The organism is Fructilactobacillus cliffordii, from assembly GCF_024029355.1.
In the GTDB taxonomy this organism is placed as follows: Bacteria; Bacillota; Bacilli; order Lactobacillales; family Lactobacillaceae; genus Fructilactobacillus; species Fructilactobacillus cliffordii.
In genome coordinates this window covers 701,140-720,958 of sequence record NZ_CP097117.1, presented here as the reverse complement: position 1 = coordinate 720,958, position 19,819 = coordinate 701,140, and the positions used below count along the sequence as shown (strand labels likewise).

Sequence of the window (19,819 nt, the reverse complement as noted above, 5' to 3'; positions counted from 1 at the left end):
TCTTTTTTTATGCTACAATGATAATTGTAATCAAATTAAATAATAATTAAAAAGCTATTTACGAAAGGACCTATATTTTATGAAGAAGTATGCTAAGGCACACGATAAAATGGCGTTAGCCACTGGTGAAACTAAAACTAGGGCTAAGCTAACCAAGTCAAAACACGGCTGGCTTAAAATTGCCATGGGGTTAACCTTTGCTTCGACGGCCCTCTTTACAGTTGGAAAGCCAACTCATGCGGATGTTCAGGCATCTGCACCAGTTGCTGTGGCAACTACTCAATCATCTAATGATCAAAAAACTACTGAACAAGCAAATTCAGTTGAAACTGATTCTGATGCTAAGCAAACGGCTACAAGCGACCAGAATACACAACCAGTTGCTACTGATGCTAAAGAGGAAACCACTGATCAAAGTCAGAGTACTGACGTTAACCAAGCAACCGTAACTGAGCAAAAAGACCAATCCGTAGTTAAGACTGATCAACCTGCTACTAAAGCTGATCAAGTTGATAATCAGTTAGTAACTAAGTCTGAACAAAATGATGATAAGATTGATCAACCTACTCAAGTAACTGATACTGAAAAATCAGCAACTCCTGAAGTTGAAAAGAGTACTAACGATAATGATCAGAAAACTGATGCAGTAAAGACAGATGCTAAGTCGGCTACAAATGACACTCAAGCTAAGCAACAAGTAGTTGATGTTAAGAGTAATCAAACTGAAACTGCAGCTAAGGAAACGAAAACCATTGACCAAGTTACTCCTACCAAAGTGACTACGGATGTAACGAAGCAATCTACTGACCAAGTTGAAACTAAGAATGATATTCAAAATTCAGATCAAAAGCGTGCTACTCGATTAGTTAATTTAGCTGTTCAAACTGCAGCGCAAAACTTGTCCACGGCTAACATGACCAAGGAGTCAGGTTCTTACACCGTTGCTGGTGAACAGAACGTTCGTGATAATCCTAGTTTATCTGGAAACATTACGGGTCAATTACAAGCCGGAGATACCATTAATTATGATGGGAAAGTCCAAGCTGATGGTTACACGTGGCTTCACTACATGAACTACGAAAACAAGGATCGTTGGGTTGCTCAGTTAGCTAGTGCAACTACGAGTCACTCTGACTTCATTAACTCCTTGTCTGCTGGAGCCCTTGAAACTTGGAGAAAGTACGGTGTATTGCCAAGTATTTCGATTGCCCAAGCTATCGTTGAAAGTGCGTGGGGTCAAGCGGCTCCTGGAAACAATCTCTTTGGAATTAAGGGTTCATACAATGGTCAGTCTGTAACCGTTTCAACTCAAGAATGGATTAATGGTCGCTACGTAACAATTCAAGATCGCTTCCGGGCTTATCCTAGTTTTGCTGAAAGTGTCCAAGATCACGGTTACTTCTTATACTCAAACTCACGTTACTCGAACTTGCTCGGGAACCGGGACTACGCACAAGTAGCTTGGATGTTACAAAGTGATGGTTATGCAACGTCACCTACGTACGCAAGTACTTTAATTAGTGTAATTCGGGCAAACAACTTAACTCGATTTGACCAAAACTTGGACAATCCAACTATGGTGCCAGGTAATGGCAACAATAACACTGGTATGAACCAAGAACGTGGTAGTTACACGTTAAGTGGACCGCAAAACGTCCGGACTGATGCTAGTTTAAGTGCTGGTGTAACGGGTCAACTTCAAGCTGGAGATACGATTTACTACGATGGTACGCGCGAAGCTGATGGGTACAAGTGGTTACACTATAACAACTACGCGGGTCAAGACCGGTGGGTTGCTGATTTAAACGGTGCTAACCAAACTCCAACACAACCAGCACCAACGCCAACGCCAACTCCAGAACCAAACAACAACAATAATAACCAAGAACGTGGTAGTTACACGTTAAGTGGACCGCAAAACGTCCGGACTGATGCTAGTTTAAGTGCTGGTGTAACGGGTCAACTTCAAGCTGGAGATACGATTTACTACGATGGTACGCGCGAAGCTGATGGGTACAAGTGGTTACACTATAACAACTACGCGGGTCAAGACCGGTGGGTTGCTGATTTAAACGGTGCTAACCAAACTCCAACACAACCAGCACCAACGCCAACTCCAGAACCAAACAACAACAATAATAACCAAGAACGTGGTAGTTACACGTTAAGTGGACCGCAAAACGTCCGGACTGATGCTAGTTTAAGTGCTGGTGTAACGGGTCAACTTCAAGCTGGAGATACAATTTACTACGATGGTACGCGCGAAGCTGATGGGTACAAGTGGTTACACTATAACAACTACGCGGGTCAAGACCGGTGGGTTGCTGATTTAAATAGTGGTAGCCAACCAACTACTCCTACTAACAACGATAACGGCGCTACGGTTAAAGTAGATGGTAATTACACGGTTCGTTCTGAACAAAACGTGCGGACTGGTGCTAGTTTGAGTGACGGCGTAACGGGTCAACTCCAAGCTGGAGATACGATTCGGTACGATGCTATGAAGCAAGCTAATGGCTACACTTGGTTGCACTACGTTAACTTTGCTGGGGCTGATCGTTGGATTGCCCAACTCTAATTTAAAATTCAACGGAACGAGCAGTCGTTCTAAATTAAAAAACCACGGATTATCCATTTGATGATCCGTGGTTTTTAGTTCGAGAACAGATAGGGTATAATTTGGAATGACATTTACCTCTATTTAAGCTTAGAAAGGTTTAACCATGAAGTCACCTAAATATTACTTTGAAATTCCTGAACAAACCGTGCAAAAGCTAAAACTCCAAGGTGGGGAAAAATTTAACCTTCAGGTTGATAAAAACGGTCTGCAACTGGAAAAAGAAAATGTCCAACGTGCTTCCTTTTGGAACGTGTCCTATTGGTGGGATATTATTCCAGCAATTTTGATGGCACTGGTCTTTTTTACTTATTGTACGCTGACGCAATCCCGTTTAATTCCGCTCACGGGTGATTATTCGATTGCAACCGGAACCATTATTTTAGGGACCGTCATGGGATCAATTCTCTTTACGATTTTTTTCATCAAAACGCGCAATAATTCTGTTAATTCGGTCTATCGCAATATTTACTGGCGAAACTTGCCGACCATTATCATTGCGGTGGCTTTGATTCTCCTAGTTTCTTTATTAGGAATTTTTTGGATTTTTTCGCGGGTTTTTTATGGTGCGGAATTTGATCATTATACCGCTACAATGATGCTATTTATGTTTGGAATCATTATTAATACCATCATGATTAACATCGCCGATAACATTACGCCCACGATTCTGGTTGATCTGCTGATTTTGATGATTATCGGTGGCTTACTGATTTCGATGCTGGCCAACGGAAATAAGCAGTGGTGGAAACATAATATCAGTTTTTTGGGAACGGCTAAGGCCATTGATAGTTGGCAATTTAATCTGACCTTCATTGTGTCAGCGCTGCTAATGTTAGCGTTAGTTGACTATCTGTTTGTTTCCTTAAAACCCTTACATTGGCCACCATTTCGGACTTTCTGTTTGCGACTGTTATTAACACTCTTAGCGGTTGATGCTTTAGCAGTGGGCTTAATTTATAATGACCGGCAGGTACCGTGGATGCACTACTGGCACGACCAATTTGCTTGGGCCATGGCCTTAGTCATTATTATCTTAATTGGAGGGATTAAATGGTTACTGCCCAACATTCCCCGTAGTTTTATGATTAATTCCTATTTAATTGTCTTTTTGATTATCCTGGTAAGTGTCTTGTTCCGCCACGTGCACTATTTATCCCTCACTGCCTTTGAAATTTTGGCTTCCGCGTTAGGATTTTCCTGGATTATGATGCTGTTCCAGTACCTGTTAGGGGAAATTAACCAAAAGAGCCAGCAGGTGGTGCGGCTCCAAATCAAGAAACCAAATGAATGAAATTAACTGGGGATTCTCCTATAATAAAATTGGAGGTGCTAATATGAAACTAAATTTAGATTCAACAATTACCTTAAACAACGGAATTGAAATGCCTTTATTGGGATTAGGAGTTTGGAAGAGTGATAACCAAACTGCGGCTCAATCAGTTAAATGGGCGTTAGCTAACGGCTACCGGGCCATTGACACTGCTAAGCAATACGGAAACGAAGCCGGAGTAGGTGAAGGCTTGAAACAAGGTCTTGCCGAAAATGGTTTGAAACGGGAAGATGTTTTCTTAACCACAAAGGTCTTTAATGGAGACCAAGGTTATGAAAGCACGCTGAAGGCTTTTGAAGGACAACTAGAACGTTTGCAAACTAGTTACGTTGACCTCCTCTTGATTCACTGGCCAGTAAACGGCAAGTACAACGAAACTTGGAAAGCCATGGAAAAGTTATACCACGAAGGAAAGGTTCGTTCGATTGGAGTTTCGAACTTCAACTTGGACCGCTTAACTGATTTAATGGAACACGCTTCGGTTAAACCAGTCTTAAACCAAATGGAATTTAACCCCGTGGAACAAGAAAAAGATATTAAAGATTACTGTGATAAGCACCACATCTGGTTAGAAGCTTGGTCTCCATTGGGCCACGGTGATGCTTTGAACGATCCTGCCATTCAAAAGCTGGCTGACAAGTACAACAAGTCCACGGCGCAAATTATTTTACGGTGGGAATTACAACGCGAAGTCATTACGATTCCAAAGTCAACGCATGAAGAATACATCAAGCAAAATGCTAATGTTTACGACTTTGAACTGAGTGACGAAGACGTTGCTTTGATTAACAGCTTAGACATCGATAAGCGTTCACTCTGGTACGGTGCCTTTAGCTGGAACGGTAACCCAGCTGGAATTGTGGATGCCGTTGACGAATGGAATAAGTAATAACTAACTAAGAACTAACTAAGAACCTGATATGTTCGGGTTCTTTTTTTATTTGGTGATTTTTTTGTTATACTGTTCTTATTAAATATCTACGGAGGTTATTATGATTACAAATATATTAAGCAAGGCTTACACCACGGTGAAGCAGAATTTTTGGTCCCTGGTGGCTATGTTTCTGCCCACGCTGATTTTTTCAGCCTTTTCGGGTTGGTTAGTTCCGATGCTAACGAACTTCGATTCAATCGTTGTGCAGGCCATGATTGGTTCTGTCGATTTACCTAGTAAATTGGGTGGGGTTTTCTCGTTGGTATTAGTTCTCGAGATTATCACCTTTTTACTGGGGACTTCGTTTAGTTTTGGGTTAATTATCGGTTTAAAGGACGGCAAATTCCGGTTTAAAAATGCCTTTGTCGCTTTTCATGGATTTACCTGGTTAGCGGTCCTTGGACTATACGTGGTTGAGGTCATTCTACTGTCCCTATTGGTTGGATTTTTTGCCATGGTGACAATTGGATTTATTGTGGCCGCCATGAAGAGCTGGTTCTTTGGAATCCTGGCTTTTATCGTAGCTGTATTGGGAGTCGTTTGCCTGGTATACGTGGGCTTAGGCTTGCAATTCCTGTTCTTCACGTACTTTATGGATAAAGACGATGACGATACCAACTTCTTTGACGCTTTTGTGACCAACTGGAAATTAATTAAGGGTTACCGGTGGCAATTAATTGGTTTCATCTTGATGCAGTTCTTAATTGGGCTAGTCTTGATGGTGATTGCTGGATTAATTAGTGGGATCATCTTCGCCATTTTGGCGGTAATGAGCAACCCCGGTCTCCGCTTAGTCGTAGCTGCCATTTTAGGGTTAATTGCCGTAGTGATTTTTCTGGGAGCCTACGTCTTTTATGGACTCTGGTCTGCTGTGGCAAATGCGCAGTTCTTCCTGGACTTACGGGACCGGAAAGCCACTACGTCCCAACCAACTGCAGAAGAATCACAGGACTAATTGCCTGGTTACTCAAAAAAAGTGAAGATATGGTAAAATAGGACTGATTCAAGTAAATTTAGACTAATTAATGGAGTGGTAATGATGGCAGAACAAGCAAATAAGGAACAAATTTTAGCAGAAATCAAAGACATTGTGGTGGATCAAACGGATATTGATTCTGACAAAATCACGTTAGACGCAAATTTCAAAGATAACTTGGACTTAGATAGTTTGGATATCTTTGAAATCGTGGATGCCTTAGAAGACAAGTATGACATCGAAATCGATGGTGACGAAGGCATGGAAACGGTGCAAGATTTAGTTGATTACGTTGCTAAACAACTAGACGAACAAAAATAATCAGGTAGGAGGCGGTTCGTTTGTTGAAATTCAAAACCGGACGGCTTACTGACCTGCAATATCAACCGTACTATCGTCGGTTTCAGATTGAAGATAATCAGCGTAAACAGAAGGATTTAGTGGGTCGGATTTTATTGGCAAAACTCATGGATTTGCCGGAAGACGCGCTACTAGATGATGATGAATTCACGACGATTGCGAACGGGAAGCCGTTGTTTGCGAAGCGAACGACGGCTTTTAATATTTCCCACTCGGCGGACTTGGTGTTGGTTGCCATTTCAGACCGTCCCCTGGGAGTTGATGTAGAAAAGGTGAAACCGGTCCAATTAAAGCGGCTCAAACGGGCCTTTACGGTCGCAGAGTTAGCCTACTTAGAAAAGTTACCAGCAGCCCGGCAATCATTAACGATGCTGCGGTTGTGGACGGTGAAAGAAGCCGTTCTAAAGGAAACTGGCGCAGGGTTGCCTGGTAAGCCTTGGACGGTGAGTGTAAACGTGCCCCGGATGGATGTGGCTGAACAGCACGGTCAACGGTTTGCGATTAACTTTTTAGCCATTCATGAGGATTACTTAGGGACGATGGCCCAGAAAATCGAATAATCCGAACGTCACATTCTAAAAATACATAAAAAGCACTGAATAAACTGATTCAGTGCTTTTTTGCGTATTTACTTTTCGGATTTAGTTTGGTAAGCTAAAAGGCAACTTACGCAAGAAAAATTATTACTTTAACTAGTAAACGAGTTGAAAGAAGTGAATTTAATTGCAAGTCTTTTGGCAAAACACAAAATTTCGGGCCTTGATGTGTTCCGGTCTCTTGGATAATCTGGGAACAACCTTATTTAACATTGTTTTCATTATCTATGCCAGCCACATGCCTAATCCGAATCTGGCGGTTAGTGCTGTGAGTCTGATTTCCTCGTTACCCTACGTTACGAACATCATTGCTGGAGTTTTTGCCGATCACTCGCACCAGCATTATCGCGGCATGCTAGCCACTCGGTTACTGCAAATGGGGCTCTTTTTAATATTGAGTGGGTTAATTAGTTTAACCCCGGAATGGTATTTATTTGGGATTCTGTTACTGTTGAATTTTTTGACAGAATTTTTAGGTTCGTATGGGGGCTATTTAATGCTTCCGATTTTTAAAAAGATTGTGCCAGAACAGGATTTAACCACGGCTCGTGGCTTCCAAGGTGGAGTCGGCCAATCAATTAGTCTGATAGGTGGAATGGTGGGAGCGTCCTTGCTAGCCCTGTTAAACCAAAATTATGTTTTGTTTGCCTTAGTCAATGCGGTCACGTTCCTGTTGTCTTACATAATTTTAAAGCGGCACCAAGTTGATTTGGATGTACCCGTAAAACAAAGCGTTACTCCACATTCCACTAAATTTAGTTTGAAAACGATAGTGGGGGAAATGAAAAATAATTACGGGTCATTACGTAATTTTCCGCAATTATTTCATTTTGTCTTACTCTTTGCGATGACCAATTTACTGACATCCATGCAAGAAGTGCTGATGACGTTAACTTTGTTACACTATCATTCGCTAATCCTCTTTAACTACGGGTTTACCGTGGCCCTCGTGGGAGCGGTGGAAAGTGGCGGTATGATTGTTGGATCTTTCTTCGGACTACCACCGTTGCGCCGCGCCAGCATTGAAAGCAATGTGATCCTGGTGTTGGCTACTTTATTAGGGTTATTTTTAGATATGCTAGTTGCACGAAATAGAATTGTGATGATTATGTTGGTTGCCATCGTTGGGTACTTATGTGGAATTCTTTTTCCTAAGATCGACGCTTTCATTATGAAAGCCGCCCCAGAAGAACAGTTGGGAACGATTATGAGTGCCATTAACTCGTTAGTGACCTTGACCATTCCTCTGGGTTCGCTAGTGGTCGTGGCTTTAGGGAATCTCATCCTGCTAACATTTATTTGGGGAATAATGTGTGGTCTAGGCGTTCTCGGAGTTGGATATGCGATTTCGTTATGGAAAAGATATCAGACGTATGCGTAGCCGGTTAATCGTGGTTAATTAATCGGGATATAAGAAGTGGACAAAGCCGTTGGTAAAAAGTAACAAATTAAAAAAATCGGTTTCAAATTATTTAATTTGAAACCGACTTTTTAGTTTGATTACCGCCGGTGGGTTTGTTCCCGATCCGGACCAACCGAATACCATTCGATGGGAACCTGAACCAGGTCTTCCACCGTCTTGATGTAGTTTTGGGCGTTAGCCGGTAACTGGTCAAAGGTGGTACAATCCGTGGTACTTTCGTTCCAACCTGGCAGTTCTTGGTAAACTGGTTCACAGTTGTCTAGTTCATCAAGGTTAGCAGGATAGTAATCGATAATTTTTCCGTTAAGCCGGTAACCGGTGCAGACCTTAAGCACGTCGAGTTCGTCTAGTACGTCGACACAGTTCATGGCCAAGGCAGTTAAACCGGAAACGCGTGCAGCGTGCCGCAATCCGACCGTGTCCAGCCAGCCGATCCGGCGGGGCCGTTTGGTGACCGTTCCGAATTCGTGGGCGGTATCTCTAATGTGATCCCCAATTTCATTTAATAATTCAGTGGGGAAGGGACCTTCACCCACGCGGGATGTGTAGGCCTTGCAGACGCCAATTACGTCAGTTACCTTGGTAGGACCTAAACCGGCTCCCACGGCAGCGCCACCTGCAACCGGATTAGAAGAAGTGACGTACGGATAGGTTCCGTGGTCAATGTCCAACATAATTCCTTGGGCCCCTTCAAAGAGCACGTTTTGTTGCTTGTCGATGGCGTTGTTTAAGAGGACGGAAGTATCCGTAACGTACGGTTTCATCCGTTCCCCATATGCCTTGTATTCGTTGTAAATGGAATCAAAGTCTAACGGTTCCACTTCGTACAGTTTAGTTAATAATTCGTTTTTTTGCCGGAGGGTTTCTTGGAGTTCTCGTTTGAACGTCTCCGGATCAATTAAATCGGCCACTCGAATTCCCACCCGGGCAATTTTATCCATGTAAGCAGGACCAATTCCCTTGTGAGTGGTTCCGATTTTATTCGTCCGTTGCTTTTCGCTTAGTTCGTCTAACAGAATGTGGTACGGCATAATGACCTGAGCCCGCGAAGAAATCCGTAGGTTATCGGTCGGTACGTCGTTTTCGTTGAGATAATTAATTTCTGCAAAGAGCGACTTCGGGTTTAGCACCACGCCATTCCCAATGACAGCCAGTTTATCGGAGTAAAAAATCCCAGATGGCAACAGTTGCAGGCTAAACTTGTGTCCGTTAAAGACAATCGTATGGCCGGCGTTGTCGCCTCCTTGGTATCGTGCAATTGCATCGGAATCTTTACTGAGATAATCGACGATTTTACCCTTACCTTCATCGCCCCATTGACTACCAACAACCACTGTTACTGACATATAAGCACCTCGTTAAATTTTTTTACCAGTAGCAAGTTTACCAATCTTACCCGGTGAAATCAAGAACTTAACGGATTTTTGCAGATTAAAAGTTCGGGTTTTATTTAAGAAACAAAAACCGACCGCCACCATCTAGCCCATTGGGGATAGACAGGAGTGGTCGGTTTAGATGGTTAAACCATTATTCAGAAATGACAAACGTCTGTTTAAATTTAGTTTGGAAGTTTTCGTCTAAGTCGAGGGCTTCCGTCAGGTAATTTGCAAAATTACCGTAGTGTTGATTAATCGTAGCGAAGGCCCGTTCGAGGTAACTCTTGTCAACGTTCAAAGCTACTTGGAGCGCTTTAACTTGTTCGGCGGAAATTTTCCCCTGCAGGGAGTTAATAATTGCTTCATTGTTGGCTTTACGCATTTCATTGGTTTTAAGGTAGTCGGCGTAAATTTGGTCGTCAGAAGCACCGGCCAGTTTCAGGATTAAAGCGGCACCAAAGCCAGTGCGGTCTTTACCAGCAAAACAGTGGAATAACAGCGGTTCGTTCAGCTTCAAGGCTTCCGTTAGAAAATCATGATAGCCTTTTTGCGCCGATTCACTAAGTACCAGTTGTTCATAAGTATTTAACATACCCTCTGTAATGTTATCGGCATGCATTAACATGTCTTCAATGGAAGCACTACTGTTAGTAGCGGAAGCCAGGATGTCAATGTTTTGATACTTAACCCCGGGCATGGTGGTATCTGGTTGTTGCTCGATTTCTTTTTTACTCCGGAAGTCAAAAACTTCCTTTAAATGATGCTGATTAACGAGAAAATCAACGTCTGCCGGGGTTAAATCAACTAACTGACCGCTGCGCAGGAAAATTCCCGGCCGTAGGGTTCCTCCAGCAACTGGAATACCGCCAATATCGCGAAAGTTTACAATTTTTGATGCTGTCATGAGTTTGCTCCTTTAGGGTTGTGATTTAATTAGTAGTATACCATTAAATGGAAGCGCATTCCTTAAAGGTTAAACAAAAAATAATTAGCAAGGATAAAGTTCGTGAAAATCCGGACGATAATTGACAAAAATCCAGAAATCGTTAGAATTAAAGTAATTTAAGAGTGGGGGAGACCAACAATGATTGAGCGGTATACACGCGCACCAATGAAAAAAATTTGGAGTATGCAAAACCAGTACCAATCCTGGTTAGACGTTGAAATTGCGATTGATGAAGCTTGGAATAAACTGGGATTAATTCCGGATGCTGATTTAAAATCTATCCAACAAAAAGCGAAGTTTGATCCGGATGAAATTGCTAAAATCGAAGCAGTAACGCACCATGACGTGGTGGCCTTTACCCGGGACGTTTCTGAATCCTTAGGACCCGAAAAACGCTGGATTCACTATGGTGTTACCAGTACGGACGTTGTGGATACGGCGCAAGGGGTTCGGTTAAAACAAGCCAACGCCGTGTTGCGCGAGGATTTGCTGATTTTAAAGGAAACGATTAGAGAAAAAGCCCTACAGTACAAAGATACGGTTATGATGGGTCGAACCCACGGGGTGCAAGCAGAGCCCACCACGTTTGGGTTGAAACTAGCCCGGTGGTACTCCGAATTGAATCGAGATATTGACCGTTTTGAGCATGCGGCTGCGGGCGTTGAAGCCGGAAAAATTTCGGGAGCGGTGGGAACTTTTGCCAACATTGATCCCGAAGTGGAACGGTACGTTTGTGACAAACTCGGACTGCGGGCTCAGGAAATTGGGAGTCAAGTGCTGCCCCGTGATTTACACGCCGAATACATTGCCGTCCTGGCATTAACGGCCACTAGTTTGGAAAACTTTGCGACAGAAATTCGGAGCCTGCAACGGTCAGAAATTCATGAAGTGGAAGAACACTTTAATGCCGGTCAAAAGGGATCCTCAGCGATGCCTCACAAACGGAACCCCATCGGGTCAGAAAATATTTGTGGTTTGGCTCGAACGATGCGGGGTTTGATGACGCCGGCTTACGAAAACGTTTCGTTGTGGCACGAACGCGACATTTCTCACTCTTCGTCAGAACGAATCATCCTCCCTGAAGGAACCACGTTGTTAGACTACATGTTGCACCGGTTTAACAACATCGTAAAGAACCTGGACGTTTTCCCAGAGCGCATGAAGGAAAACATGAACATCACGCACGGTCTGATTTACAGTCAACGGGTGATGTTAAAATTGATTAACACCGGTTTGAGCCGGGAAGCTGCTTACGATTTAGTGCAACCACTCACGGCCAAGTCCTGGGATGAACAAACTTCCTTCCGGGAATTGGTAGAAAACAGTCCAGAAATTACGGACCGTTTGAGCGAAGCAGAAATTAACGATGCCTTTGATTACCACTACCACCTGCGACACGTGGATGATATTTTCAAACGGGTCGGATTAGAATAAGTGCACGAACAAGATTCCATTGACGGCTAGTCCGTGAATGGAATTTTTTCTAACCACGATGATGAAGAGAAAGGATTACGGATGTTAATTCAACAGGTTGTAATTGAAAACCAGGAAACGCCGCAAGATGTACGCAGTCAGGACGGAGTGATTACCGAAATTTCCCCACATTTAACGCCCCAGCCGGATGAACAAGTCATCGATGCCACGGGTAATTTACTGTTGCCACCGTTTGTGGACTCCCACGTGCACCTAGATTCGACTTTAACGGCCGGAGAACCACGCTGGAACGAAACGGGAACGCTGTTTGATGGAATTCAGATTTGGTCGGAACGAAAACCTCAGCTGACCCATGACGATGTAAAACAACGGGCGCTCGCGACGCTAAAACGGCAGGCCAAACACGGGGTCCAGTTCGTGCGCAGTCACGTTGATACCACTGACCCCAGTTTCACGGCACTTAAAGCTCTACTGGAGGTTCGTGATGAAGTTTCTGACTTCATGGAACTCCAACTGGTGGCGTTTCCTCAGGAAGGAATTTTATCGTTTCCAAATGGAAAGAAACTAATGGAAACCGCCGCGCAAATGGGCGTGGATGTGATTGGGGGGATTCCCCACTACGAATTTAACCAGTACTACGGGAAGGAATCCCTGGAATTTATCATGGACCTCGCGGAGCGCACCAACAAACTGGTGGACGTGCACTGTGACGAAATTGATGATCCGGGATCCCGGAACTTGGAAGTACTGGCGACGTTGGCCTACGAATCTGGGTTGAAAGATCGAGTGACCGCTAGCCATACGGTTTCGTTTGCAAGCGTAAACGATGCCTATGCTTATAAACTAATGCGGGTGCTAGAATTGTCTCAATTGAACTTTGTGGCCAATCCCCTGGTAAACATGCACCTGGGCGGCCGCTTTGATACTTATCCCAAACGACGAGGCTTGACACGGGTTAAAGAATTGCTAGAACACCACATCAACGTTTCCTTTGGAGAGGATGACATTAAGGATCCGTGGTATCCGATGGGCGACGGCAACATGCTAGATGCACTTTACGTTGGGATTTTAGCCAGTGGGTTAATGGGCTATCACCAGATTTTGGATTCCTACCGGTTGATTAGTACAAACGGTGCCAAAACCCTCCACGTGCAGGATCACTACGGCATTGAAGTCGGGAAACCAGCCAGTTTTTTGATTTTTGCCGGGTCCAATTTTTATGACGATTTAAACGAACGGCGGCCGTTGCTGTACTCCATTCGAAACGGCAAGGTTTTAGTAGAAAATCACCCGCAGACCGCGCGCCTAAATTTCTAAACAATCAAAAAGGAGAACCCGATGACCGAATATCGAACTGAATCTGATACCTTAGGGGACGTGCAAGTCCCGAAAAACGCCCTCTGGGGAGCGCAAACGGAACGAAGTCGCCATAATTTTCCGGTGGGACCATTAATGCCAGTGCAAGTAATTCGAGCGTTGTTGATCATTAAACGAGCTGCAGCGCAGGTCAATGCCCAGGATCAGAAGCTGGCACCGGAAAAAGCAGCTGCGATTGAAGCAGCGGTTGATCAATTATTGGACCTAGACGATTCTGCTTTAATGCAGGATTTTCCGCTTCATGTTTACCAAACCGGTTCCGGAACCCAAACCAACATGAACGTGAACGAGGTCATTACCCACGTGGTGCAGCAGAATCAGCCTGACCTTACGGTGCAACCGAATGACGACGTGAATGCTTCGCAAAGTTCAAACGATACTTTCCCGACGGCGATGAACATGGCAGCTTATCAAGCCGTTCAAGCGCTAATGTCGCCGTTACAACACTTAATTACGGCGTTCCAGCAGTTGGAAAGCAAGTATCAAGTAGTGGTCAAGATTGGCCGAACCCACCTGCAAGATGCCACTCCGTTGACCTTTGGCCAGGAGGTTTCCGGATGGCGCAGTACCTTGCAGCGCGATCAACAGGCCTTACAGGAAAACGCGCAGGGATTGCTGGAGTTACCGATTGGGGGAACGGCGGTTGGAACTGGGTTGAATACCCCAGCTGGTTTTGACGAACAGATGGTGCAGGCTTTAAGTCAAGCCCAGGGAGTCTATTATCGCGTGGGCAATAAATTTGCGGGACTGTCCGCGCATTCGGCTTTGTTAAATACCCACGGCGCCGTGCGGACCCTTGCTTCGGACTTATTAAAAATTGCGAATGACATTCGTTTCTTAGCTAGTGGACCGCGGGCCGGTTACGGGGAACTGACGATTCCCGCGAACGAACCGGGGTCGTCCATCATGCCGGGCAAGGTGAACCCGACTCAGGCCGAGGCGATGACGATGGCGGCGACGCGGATCATGGGGAACGACACGACGCTAACGGTGGCTAACAGCCAGGGAAACTTTGAAATGAACGTGTATAAACCGGTGATGATTGCCACCTTCCTAGAGTCAGTGGGATTACTGACTGATTTACTGCCGAACTTCACGGATAAGATGGTTAGTGGAATTCAGGTGAACCGGGAGCGGATGCAGCAATTGGTTGATTCCTCGTTGATGACGGTGACGGCGTTAAGTCCTCACATCGGTTACCACCACGCGGCTGAAATTGCGAACCAGGCGGCGCAGGCCAACGAAAATTTGCGGGACGCGGCGCTTGCATCGGGATACCTAACGGCGGCGGAGTTTGATCAGTGGGTGAACCCGTTGCGAATGACTAATTATGATCGAAATTGAAATTTAAACTAAATGAAGCGATAAAAAAACACCTTACTTCGGAAAAAGAAAGGTGTTTTTAGTTAATCGATTTTATTTTTGACCAGCATTTTGATTGTTCTTGGTGCTGGTTGTATTAACGGGTGAGTTTTTCAGGTCCCCACGCTTGTCCCGCTTTACCATTTCAGCGATTAACATCCGATATTGGGAACGGTAATCGTTGTAGGCTTTTTGGGATTCTTGCATGTTGTGTTCCGTTTCTTGAATTTTCTTAATTAACTCCCGGTTGGTGTAACCAGCCAGGTGCATTTGCATATCCAACGTGGAATTGTAGGCTTTCGACAGGGAGTGGTACCCAGACCGAGTTGCCTTCGTAACCCCACTGGCCAAGTTCTTGATGGATGGGTGACCACTTAAGTCGTCAATGTAATCCATCGTCGGGGTACTGATACTGCGATCCCAGAAGGAAATCAATGGACCAGCGAAGAAGGCCACGATAATGGAAGCAAATCCAACCGGACCGTGAACTAAGACAGCGGCAACCAAGAAACAAATATCTTGGATAACCCGAGCGGTCTTATATTTACAGTGCAAACGGGCAGAGGCAATTGGTGCAATCGCATCGTACGGAGCAACTCCCAAGGATGGAGCCATGTACAAAGAACTTCCGGCCGTAAAGAAGAGTAAACCAAGAATTAAGTCAGCAACTAAAATCAAAAAGTTAACGTGACCGGGAAAGATTTGGTGGTAGATGGCAGAGAACCATTGGATTTCAAATCCAACTAACACCATGTTCATAATCGTCCCAATTCCGATTTTCTTCCGGTCCAAAAGCAGTACGAAAATGAAGATGACGAAGTTCGCACACAATTGGTAAATCCCCAGGGAGGTATGCAAGAGAGTTGCCATCCCGGTATTGACGGCAGTGAAGGGATCAAGCCCCAGAATTGGGGAAGATTTTAATAACGCCGCCCCCATGGACAAAATGGCAATCCCGACGAATGACATTAACGTTCGTAAGGAAATGTTAATGACTTTTCCAAAGAAAGAAAAGTTTTGTTGCGGAGCAGTAGTGGTGCTACCGCTATCGTTATTTTCATTATTCATATGTTCAGTTAAATCCTTTCAAAAAATGTAATAATCCAATTATATCATAACGCAAACGGGTTGCTCCCTGCCAAGTTAATTGATTGGTGATGCTAATCTGGGTAGAATCGTGCGTCTTTTTACCATTTATATTATAATTTAGCCAGTGACAAAATTAATTGTCCAAACGCAAACGGTTTAACAAGGAGGGAAACCCGCGTGAAATTAATGAAAATAACCAAAAAAGACTTTGCCGCTTTAGGTAACTGGCGTAAACGCGAGCAACAATTGATGCAATTGCATCGACTGGTCCAGAAGGGTCAGCCCCAAACGTTTAAACTAAGTACCCAACAGTTAAACCTGTTTTCGCAAGCTAAATTAAAATATTAGCGGGACAAAGAATCAAGGACTTTGTCCTTTTTTCAATTGGTGTCTTCCGTAGGTTAAGGGCTAGTGTTGTTACTAATTATTTAATCTGTAACCAGCACCTTGAAGAACAGGAATGCCCCAACAGCCGGGCTTTGCTATCTTCAAACAGGGAAAAAGATCCCCAATTGATTGCAACCGATCTCCCTTTTACCGAGAATAGGTTGAGCAGACGAATCTCAATATTTTGATGATTAGGAGTAATAACTATGGCTGTAATGAATGCAAAAGAAATTATGGATTTAATCCCGAACCGGTACCCGATCCTGTTTATTGACCGGGTCGACGAAATGACTCCAGGAGAATCAATCGTTGCTACCAAAAATGTGACGATTAACGAGGAGTACTTTCAGGGACACTTCCCCGGCAACCCGGTCATGCCAGGAGTTTTAATTATTGAATCGATGGCACAAGTGGCTTCGATTTTGATTTTAAGTACTCCTGAGTTTGAAAACAAAACGGCTTACCTCGGAAGCATTAAAAACGCTAAATTCCGCCGGATGGTGGAACCAGGTGACGTGTTAACCTTCAAGGTAACCATGGATAAGGTAAGAAACCGGACGGGATCCGTTTCCTGTGTGGCCTATGTGGACGAAGAAAAAGCGTGTGAAACGAAGCTAACGTTTATCGTGGATCAACAAGAAAGAGAATAACATGACAAGTTACGCGATTAAGGCCGCGGCGCTGGCAGTGCCAGAGCGAGTGGTTACTAATCATGACTTAGAACAAATAATGGATACCTCTGATGAGTGGATTAAACGACGAACGGGAATTGAACGGCGCCACATTGCGGTGTCAGAAACCAACGCCTCGTTAGCGACGAAAGTGGCACAGCGGCTAGTGGAACAATCCCAAATGGATGTTCAGCGATTGGACTATATCATTATCGCCACCATGTCACCGGATCACCTGACCCCGGCAGTAGCTGCCGAGGTTCAAGGAGCACTGGGAGCGACTAACGCAGTGGCGTTTGATGTGAATGCGGCTTGTTCCGGGTTTGTGTACGCCACGGATGTCATGAATTCGTTGCTGGCTAAATTGCCGGGTGGAACGGGAATTGTGATTGGCAGTGAACGGTTGAGTAAGCTAGTTGACTGGCATGATCGTTCTACCGCAGTCCTTTTTGGCGACGGAGCAGCCGGGGTGTTGGTTACAAACGACGGGAGTGCTTCGCAAGTAATGGGAGCTGATTTAAAGACCGCCGGGGACTTAGGTTCCTCACTGACAGCTGGCCAAATGGTGGAAAAGACCCCCTTTGGCAACGGTAATCTGGATGAACGGCACCGGTTTTTTCAAATGGATGGCCATGTGGTGTATAACTTTGCCACCCGTCAGGCGCCAGCTTCCATTCGGCGGGCCACGGAACAAGCTGGATTAGACTTATCAGACATCAAATACTTTGTGATGCACCAGGCGAATGCACGGATTGTCAAACGGGTGGCTCAAAAACTCGATTTGCCAGACCAACGCTTTCCGATTAACATTACTGAATATGGAAATACTGCGGCCGCCAGTGAACCCATACTATTGGCGGAACTAATTAATCAGCACCAAATTCAACGGGGTGACTACATTGCCTTGACTGGTTTTGGTGGCGGATTAACGGTCGGAACTGTTATTATTAGATACTAGATTAAGATTTAATTAAGAGGAGAATAACCAATGAGTGAAACTAGTAAAGATCAAATTTTAGCTAAGATTAAAGAAATTGTGGCAGACCAAACGGATGACGTTGATGTTAACGACATTACGTTAGAAACTAACTTTAAAGATGGTTTGGACCTTGATAGTCTAGACATCTTTGAAATTGTGGACGCCCTAGAAGACGAATACGACATCGAAATTGACGGTGACGAAGGAATTGAAACGGTTGGTCAGTTAGTTGATTACGTTGACCAACAGGTTAACCAAGCTAAATAAACGCACGATTAGATTGAGGCCGCGATGACAAAGATAGGTTATTTATTTAGTGGGCAGGGCAGTCAGTTTCCGGACATGGGAATGGATCTCTATAAAGCAGAACCGTTATACCGGACTGCGATTGACCAGGTCCAGACGACGCTCGGAATTGATTTGACCGATGCCCAGCAATTGAATGATTCGAACAACGTGCAAGTTGCCATTTTGGCCATGAGCTACGGAATTAGTCAGGTGCTTGCTGCCGCTAGTTTAGTCCCTCAGGCCATGATGGGGTTGAGTTTAGGTGAGTATAGTGCCTTAGTTGCTAGTGGCGCTCTGGCTTACCCAGATGCGCTAGCCCTGGTCCATGATCGATCTCGCTATATGGCAGAAGCTGGTGCTGCTCAACCCGGATCCATGGCAGCGGTTTTAAAGCTCGATCCGCAAACGGTGACGGAGGTCGTCAATGGTCTCCCTGACGTTTATCCGGCTAATTACAATACTCCGGTCCAGACGGTAATCGGTGGAACTAAGTCAGGAGTGGCTGCAGCCACGGAACAGTTGAAGGCTGCCGGAGCCAAACGAGTGGTACCCCTGCCGGTAGCGGTTGCTTCCCATACTCCGTTGATGCAATCAGCGAGTGCTAAGTTGCAACGACGCTTGGAAACAGTACCGGTGCATGAGTGGACGGTGCCGGTGATTAGTAATACGACGGAGCAACCGTTTACGTCGGAAACATTAAAAGCCACGTTGACGCATCAACTGGTGCAACCAACGCATTTTCAATCAGATTTAGAGTATCTCAATCACATGACGAATGTCGATACGTTGGTTGAAATCGGACCAGGCGAAACGTTGACCCGGTTTGCTAAGAAAATTGTCCCTGATTTAGCTTCCTATCATGTTGATAGCGTAGCCACGTTAGCCAAGGTACAAGCTGAATTACAGACGGAGGTTACAAAATGACAACAACGAAACAAGTAGTGCTGGTGACGGGTGGAACCAAAGGAATTGGATTAGCAACTGCCCAGGAATTAGCAACGGAAAACCGCCAGGTAGTTCTGAATTCCCATCGGGAACTTAGCGCTGATGAAGTAGCTGCTTTACAAGCGGAATTTTCTACTCCGGTGGAAATTGTAACCGGAGACGTTGCTAGGGAAGAAGACGCGGACCGGATGGTGCAAACGGTACTGGACAAGTACGGGCGGCTGGATGTGTTAGTTAATAACGCCGGCCAAACGCAGGATAAGTTAATGACGCGGATGACGGAAGCATCATTTAAGGACGTGTTAGACACCAATCTGGTTGGGACGTTTAACATGTCCAAATTTGCGTTAAAGGTCATGCAAAAACAGCGTTCTGGTGTGATTGTGAACATGTCCAGCATTGCCGGAACCCATGGGAACCTGGGGCAAGCGAACTATTCTGCTAGTAAAGCTGGAATTGTGGGCTTAACGAAAACCACGGCCCGTGAAGGATCGTTGCGGGGGATTCGGTGTAATGCCGTTGCTCCAGGGATGATTAAGACCGCGATGACCGCTAAATTAAGTGATAAAATTGTAAAACAATTTGAAAATGAAATTCCGTTAAAACGGTTTGGAGACGTGCAAAACATTGCCAAAACGGTCGCCTTTTTGGTCGATAACGACTACATTACGGGGCAAGTAATTACCGTTGATGGTGGATTAACCATGTAAGTTCTGCAGTTTCTTA

At 44.7% G+C, this 19,819-nt stretch carries 19 protein-coding genes; 16 read left to right on the top strand and 3 right to left on the bottom strand.

Annotated features, from left to right (window positions below):
• Positions 1 to 79: 79 nt before the first annotated feature.
• The 7 genes from M3M38_RS03675 to M3M38_RS03645 all read left to right on the top strand — a co-directional run bounded on the left by M3M38_RS03675 (position 80) and on the right by M3M38_RS03645 (position 8,197).
• On the top strand, positions 80 to 2,578 hold the full coding sequence (locus M3M38_RS03675; RefSeq protein WP_252814832.1) for an SH3 domain-containing protein: 2,499 nt from the start codon (positions 80 to 82) through the stop codon (positions 2,576 to 2,578).
• Between the two features lie 145 nt (positions 2,579 to 2,723).
• On the top strand, positions 2,724 to 3,911 hold the full coding sequence (locus tag M3M38_RS03670; RefSeq protein WP_252766400.1) for a DUF998 domain-containing protein: 1,188 nt from the start codon (positions 2,724 to 2,726) through the stop codon (positions 3,909 to 3,911).
• A gap of 43 nt (positions 3,912 to 3,954) precedes the next feature.
• Positions 3,955 to 4,839, top strand: a complete 885-nt coding sequence (locus tag M3M38_RS03665) for an aldo/keto reductase (protein ID WP_252814831.1) — start codon at positions 3,955 to 3,957, stop codon at positions 4,837 to 4,839.
• A 103-nt stretch (positions 4,840 to 4,942) separates the two neighbouring features.
• The gene (locus tag M3M38_RS03660) at positions 4,943 to 5,839 is read left to right on the top strand and encodes a hypothetical protein (RefSeq protein WP_252814830.1); all 897 of its coding nucleotides are present in this window, start codon (positions 4,943 to 4,945) and stop codon (positions 5,837 to 5,839) included.
• 84 nt (positions 5,840 to 5,923) lie between these two features.
• Positions 5,924 to 6,181 carry an acyl carrier protein gene (locus tag M3M38_RS03655; RefSeq protein ID WP_252814829.1) on the top strand — a complete coding sequence of 86 codons (258 nt, stop codon included), beginning with the start codon at positions 5,924 to 5,926 and terminating at the stop codon, positions 6,179 to 6,181.
• A 20-nt stretch (positions 6,182 to 6,201) separates the two neighbouring features.
• Complete coding sequence (locus tag M3M38_RS03650; RefSeq protein ID WP_252814828.1) at positions 6,202 to 6,780, top strand: 4'-phosphopantetheinyl transferase family protein; 579 nt, start codon at positions 6,202 to 6,204, stop codon at positions 6,778 to 6,780.
• A 163-nt stretch (positions 6,781 to 6,943) separates the two neighbouring features.
• A complete protein-coding gene (locus tag M3M38_RS03645; protein WP_252814827.1) occupies positions 6,944 to 8,197 on the top strand; it encodes an MFS transporter in 1,254 nt (417 codons plus the stop codon).
• A 119-nt stretch (positions 8,198 to 8,316) separates the two neighbouring features.
• Here M3M38_RS03645 and M3M38_RS03640 read toward each other — a convergent pair whose 3' ends face one another.
• Entirely contained in the window at positions 8,317 to 9,585 is a 1,269-nt protein-coding gene (locus M3M38_RS03640; protein WP_252814826.1) for an adenylosuccinate synthase, read from the bottom strand.
• Between the two features lie 181 nt (positions 9,586 to 9,766).
• Complete coding sequence (locus tag M3M38_RS03635; protein WP_252814825.1) at positions 9,767 to 10,519, bottom strand: tyrosine-protein phosphatase; 753 nt, start codon at positions 10,517 to 10,519, stop codon at positions 9,767 to 9,769.
• 180 nt (positions 10,520 to 10,699) lie between these two features.
• Here M3M38_RS03635 and purB point away from each other — a divergent pair, with 180 nt between their 5' ends.
• The 3 genes from purB (at position 10,700) to M3M38_RS03620 (ending at position 14,716) form a co-directional block, all read left to right on the top strand.
• Positions 10,700 to 11,995 carry an adenylosuccinate lyase gene (purB, locus tag M3M38_RS03630; protein WP_252814824.1) on the top strand — a complete coding sequence of 432 codons (1,296 nt, stop codon included), beginning with the start codon at positions 10,700 to 10,702 and terminating at the stop codon, positions 11,993 to 11,995.
• 81 nt (positions 11,996 to 12,076) lie between these two features.
• Entirely contained in the window at positions 12,077 to 13,312 is a 1,236-nt protein-coding gene (codA, locus tag M3M38_RS03625; protein ID WP_252814862.1) for a cytosine deaminase, read from the top strand.
• A 21-nt stretch (positions 13,313 to 13,333) separates the two neighbouring features.
• Positions 13,334 to 14,716: a class II fumarate hydratase gene (locus tag M3M38_RS03620; RefSeq protein WP_252814823.1), complete on the top strand. Its 1,383-nt coding sequence runs from the start codon at positions 13,334 to 13,336 to the stop codon at positions 14,714 to 14,716.
• Between the two features lie 72 nt (positions 14,717 to 14,788).
• Here M3M38_RS03620 and M3M38_RS03615 read toward each other — a convergent pair whose 3' ends face one another.
• Positions 14,789 to 15,802, bottom strand: coding sequence for a YczE/YyaS/YitT family protein (locus M3M38_RS03615; RefSeq protein WP_252766389.1), 1,014 nt, complete (start codon positions 15,800 to 15,802; stop codon positions 14,789 to 14,791).
• 198 nt (positions 15,803 to 16,000) lie between these two features.
• Here M3M38_RS03615 and M3M38_RS03610 point away from each other — a divergent pair, with 198 nt between their 5' ends.
• The 6 genes from M3M38_RS03610 to fabG all read left to right on the top strand — a co-directional run bounded on the left by M3M38_RS03610 (position 16,001) and on the right by fabG (position 19,803).
• Positions 16,001 to 16,171, top strand: a complete 171-nt coding sequence (locus M3M38_RS03610; protein ID WP_252814822.1) for a hypothetical protein — start codon at positions 16,001 to 16,003, stop codon at positions 16,169 to 16,171.
• Between the two features lie 245 nt (positions 16,172 to 16,416).
• Positions 16,417 to 16,860, top strand: a complete 444-nt coding sequence (gene fabZ, locus M3M38_RS03605; RefSeq protein ID WP_252814821.1) for a 3-hydroxyacyl-ACP dehydratase FabZ — start codon at positions 16,417 to 16,419, stop codon at positions 16,858 to 16,860.
• 1 nt (position 16,861) lies between these two features.
• Positions 16,862 to 17,839 (top strand): beta-ketoacyl-ACP synthase III, encoded by a 978-nt coding sequence (locus M3M38_RS03600; RefSeq protein WP_252814820.1) that lies wholly within the window; start codon positions 16,862 to 16,864, stop codon positions 17,837 to 17,839.
• A 30-nt stretch (positions 17,840 to 17,869) separates the two neighbouring features.
• Positions 17,870 to 18,127, top strand: a complete 258-nt coding sequence (locus M3M38_RS03595; RefSeq protein ID WP_252794681.1) for an acyl carrier protein — start codon at positions 17,870 to 17,872, stop codon at positions 18,125 to 18,127.
• Between the two features lie 24 nt (positions 18,128 to 18,151).
• The gene (locus M3M38_RS03590; RefSeq protein ID WP_252814819.1) at positions 18,152 to 19,072 is read left to right on the top strand and encodes an ACP S-malonyltransferase; all 921 of its coding nucleotides are present in this window, start codon (positions 18,152 to 18,154) and stop codon (positions 19,070 to 19,072) included.
• Positions 19,069 to 19,803: a 3-oxoacyl-ACP reductase FabG gene (gene fabG, locus M3M38_RS03585; protein ID WP_252814818.1), complete on the top strand. Its 735-nt coding sequence runs from the start codon at positions 19,069 to 19,071 to the stop codon at positions 19,801 to 19,803. Before M3M38_RS03590 ends, fabG begins: the two co-directional genes overlap by 4 nt.
• Positions 19,804 to 19,819: the final 16 nt, after the last annotated feature.

Coding starts and splice junctions, on each gene's coding strand:
- M3M38_RS03595 (WP_252794681.1), top strand. CDS start 17,870: ATGAGTGAAACTAGTAAAGATCAAATTTTAGCTAAGATTAAAGAAATT.
- M3M38_RS03655 (WP_252814829.1), top strand. CDS start 5,924: ATGGCAGAACAAGCAAATAAGGAACAAATTTTAGCAGAAATCAAAGAC.
- codA (WP_252814862.1), top strand. CDS start 12,077: ATGTTAATTCAACAGGTTGTAATTGAAAACCAGGAAACGCCGCAAGAT.
- M3M38_RS03660 (WP_252814830.1), top strand. CDS start 4,943: ATGATTACAAATATATTAAGCAAGGCTTACACCACGGTGAAGCAGAAT.
- M3M38_RS03665 (WP_252814831.1), top strand. CDS start 3,955: ATGAAACTAAATTTAGATTCAACAATTACCTTAAACAACGGAATTGAA.
- M3M38_RS03615 (WP_252766389.1), bottom strand. CDS start 15,802: ATGAATAATGAAAATAACGATAGCGGTAGCACCACTACTGCTCCGCAA.
- fabG (WP_252814818.1), top strand. CDS start 19,069: ATGACAACAACGAAACAAGTAGTGCTGGTGACGGGTGGAACCAAAGGA.
- fabZ (WP_252814821.1), top strand. CDS start 16,417: ATGGCTGTAATGAATGCAAAAGAAATTATGGATTTAATCCCGAACCGG.
- M3M38_RS03590 (WP_252814819.1), top strand. CDS start 18,152: ATGACAAAGATAGGTTATTTATTTAGTGGGCAGGGCAGTCAGTTTCCG.
- M3M38_RS03640 (WP_252814826.1), bottom strand. CDS start 9,585: ATGTCAGTAACAGTGGTTGTTGGTAGTCAATGGGGCGATGAAGGTAAG.
- M3M38_RS03620 (WP_252814823.1), top strand. CDS start 13,334: ATGACCGAATATCGAACTGAATCTGATACCTTAGGGGACGTGCAAGTC.
- purB (WP_252814824.1), top strand. CDS start 10,700: ATGATTGAGCGGTATACACGCGCACCAATGAAAAAAATTTGGAGTATG.
- M3M38_RS03675 (WP_252814832.1), top strand. CDS start 80: ATGAAGAAGTATGCTAAGGCACACGATAAAATGGCGTTAGCCACTGGT.
- M3M38_RS03635 (WP_252814825.1), bottom strand. CDS start 10,519: ATGACAGCATCAAAAATTGTAAACTTTCGCGATATTGGCGGTATTCCA.
- M3M38_RS03670 (WP_252766400.1), top strand. CDS start 2,724: ATGAAGTCACCTAAATATTACTTTGAAATTCCTGAACAAACCGTGCAA.
- M3M38_RS03600 (WP_252814820.1), top strand. CDS start 16,862: ATGACAAGTTACGCGATTAAGGCCGCGGCGCTGGCAGTGCCAGAGCGA.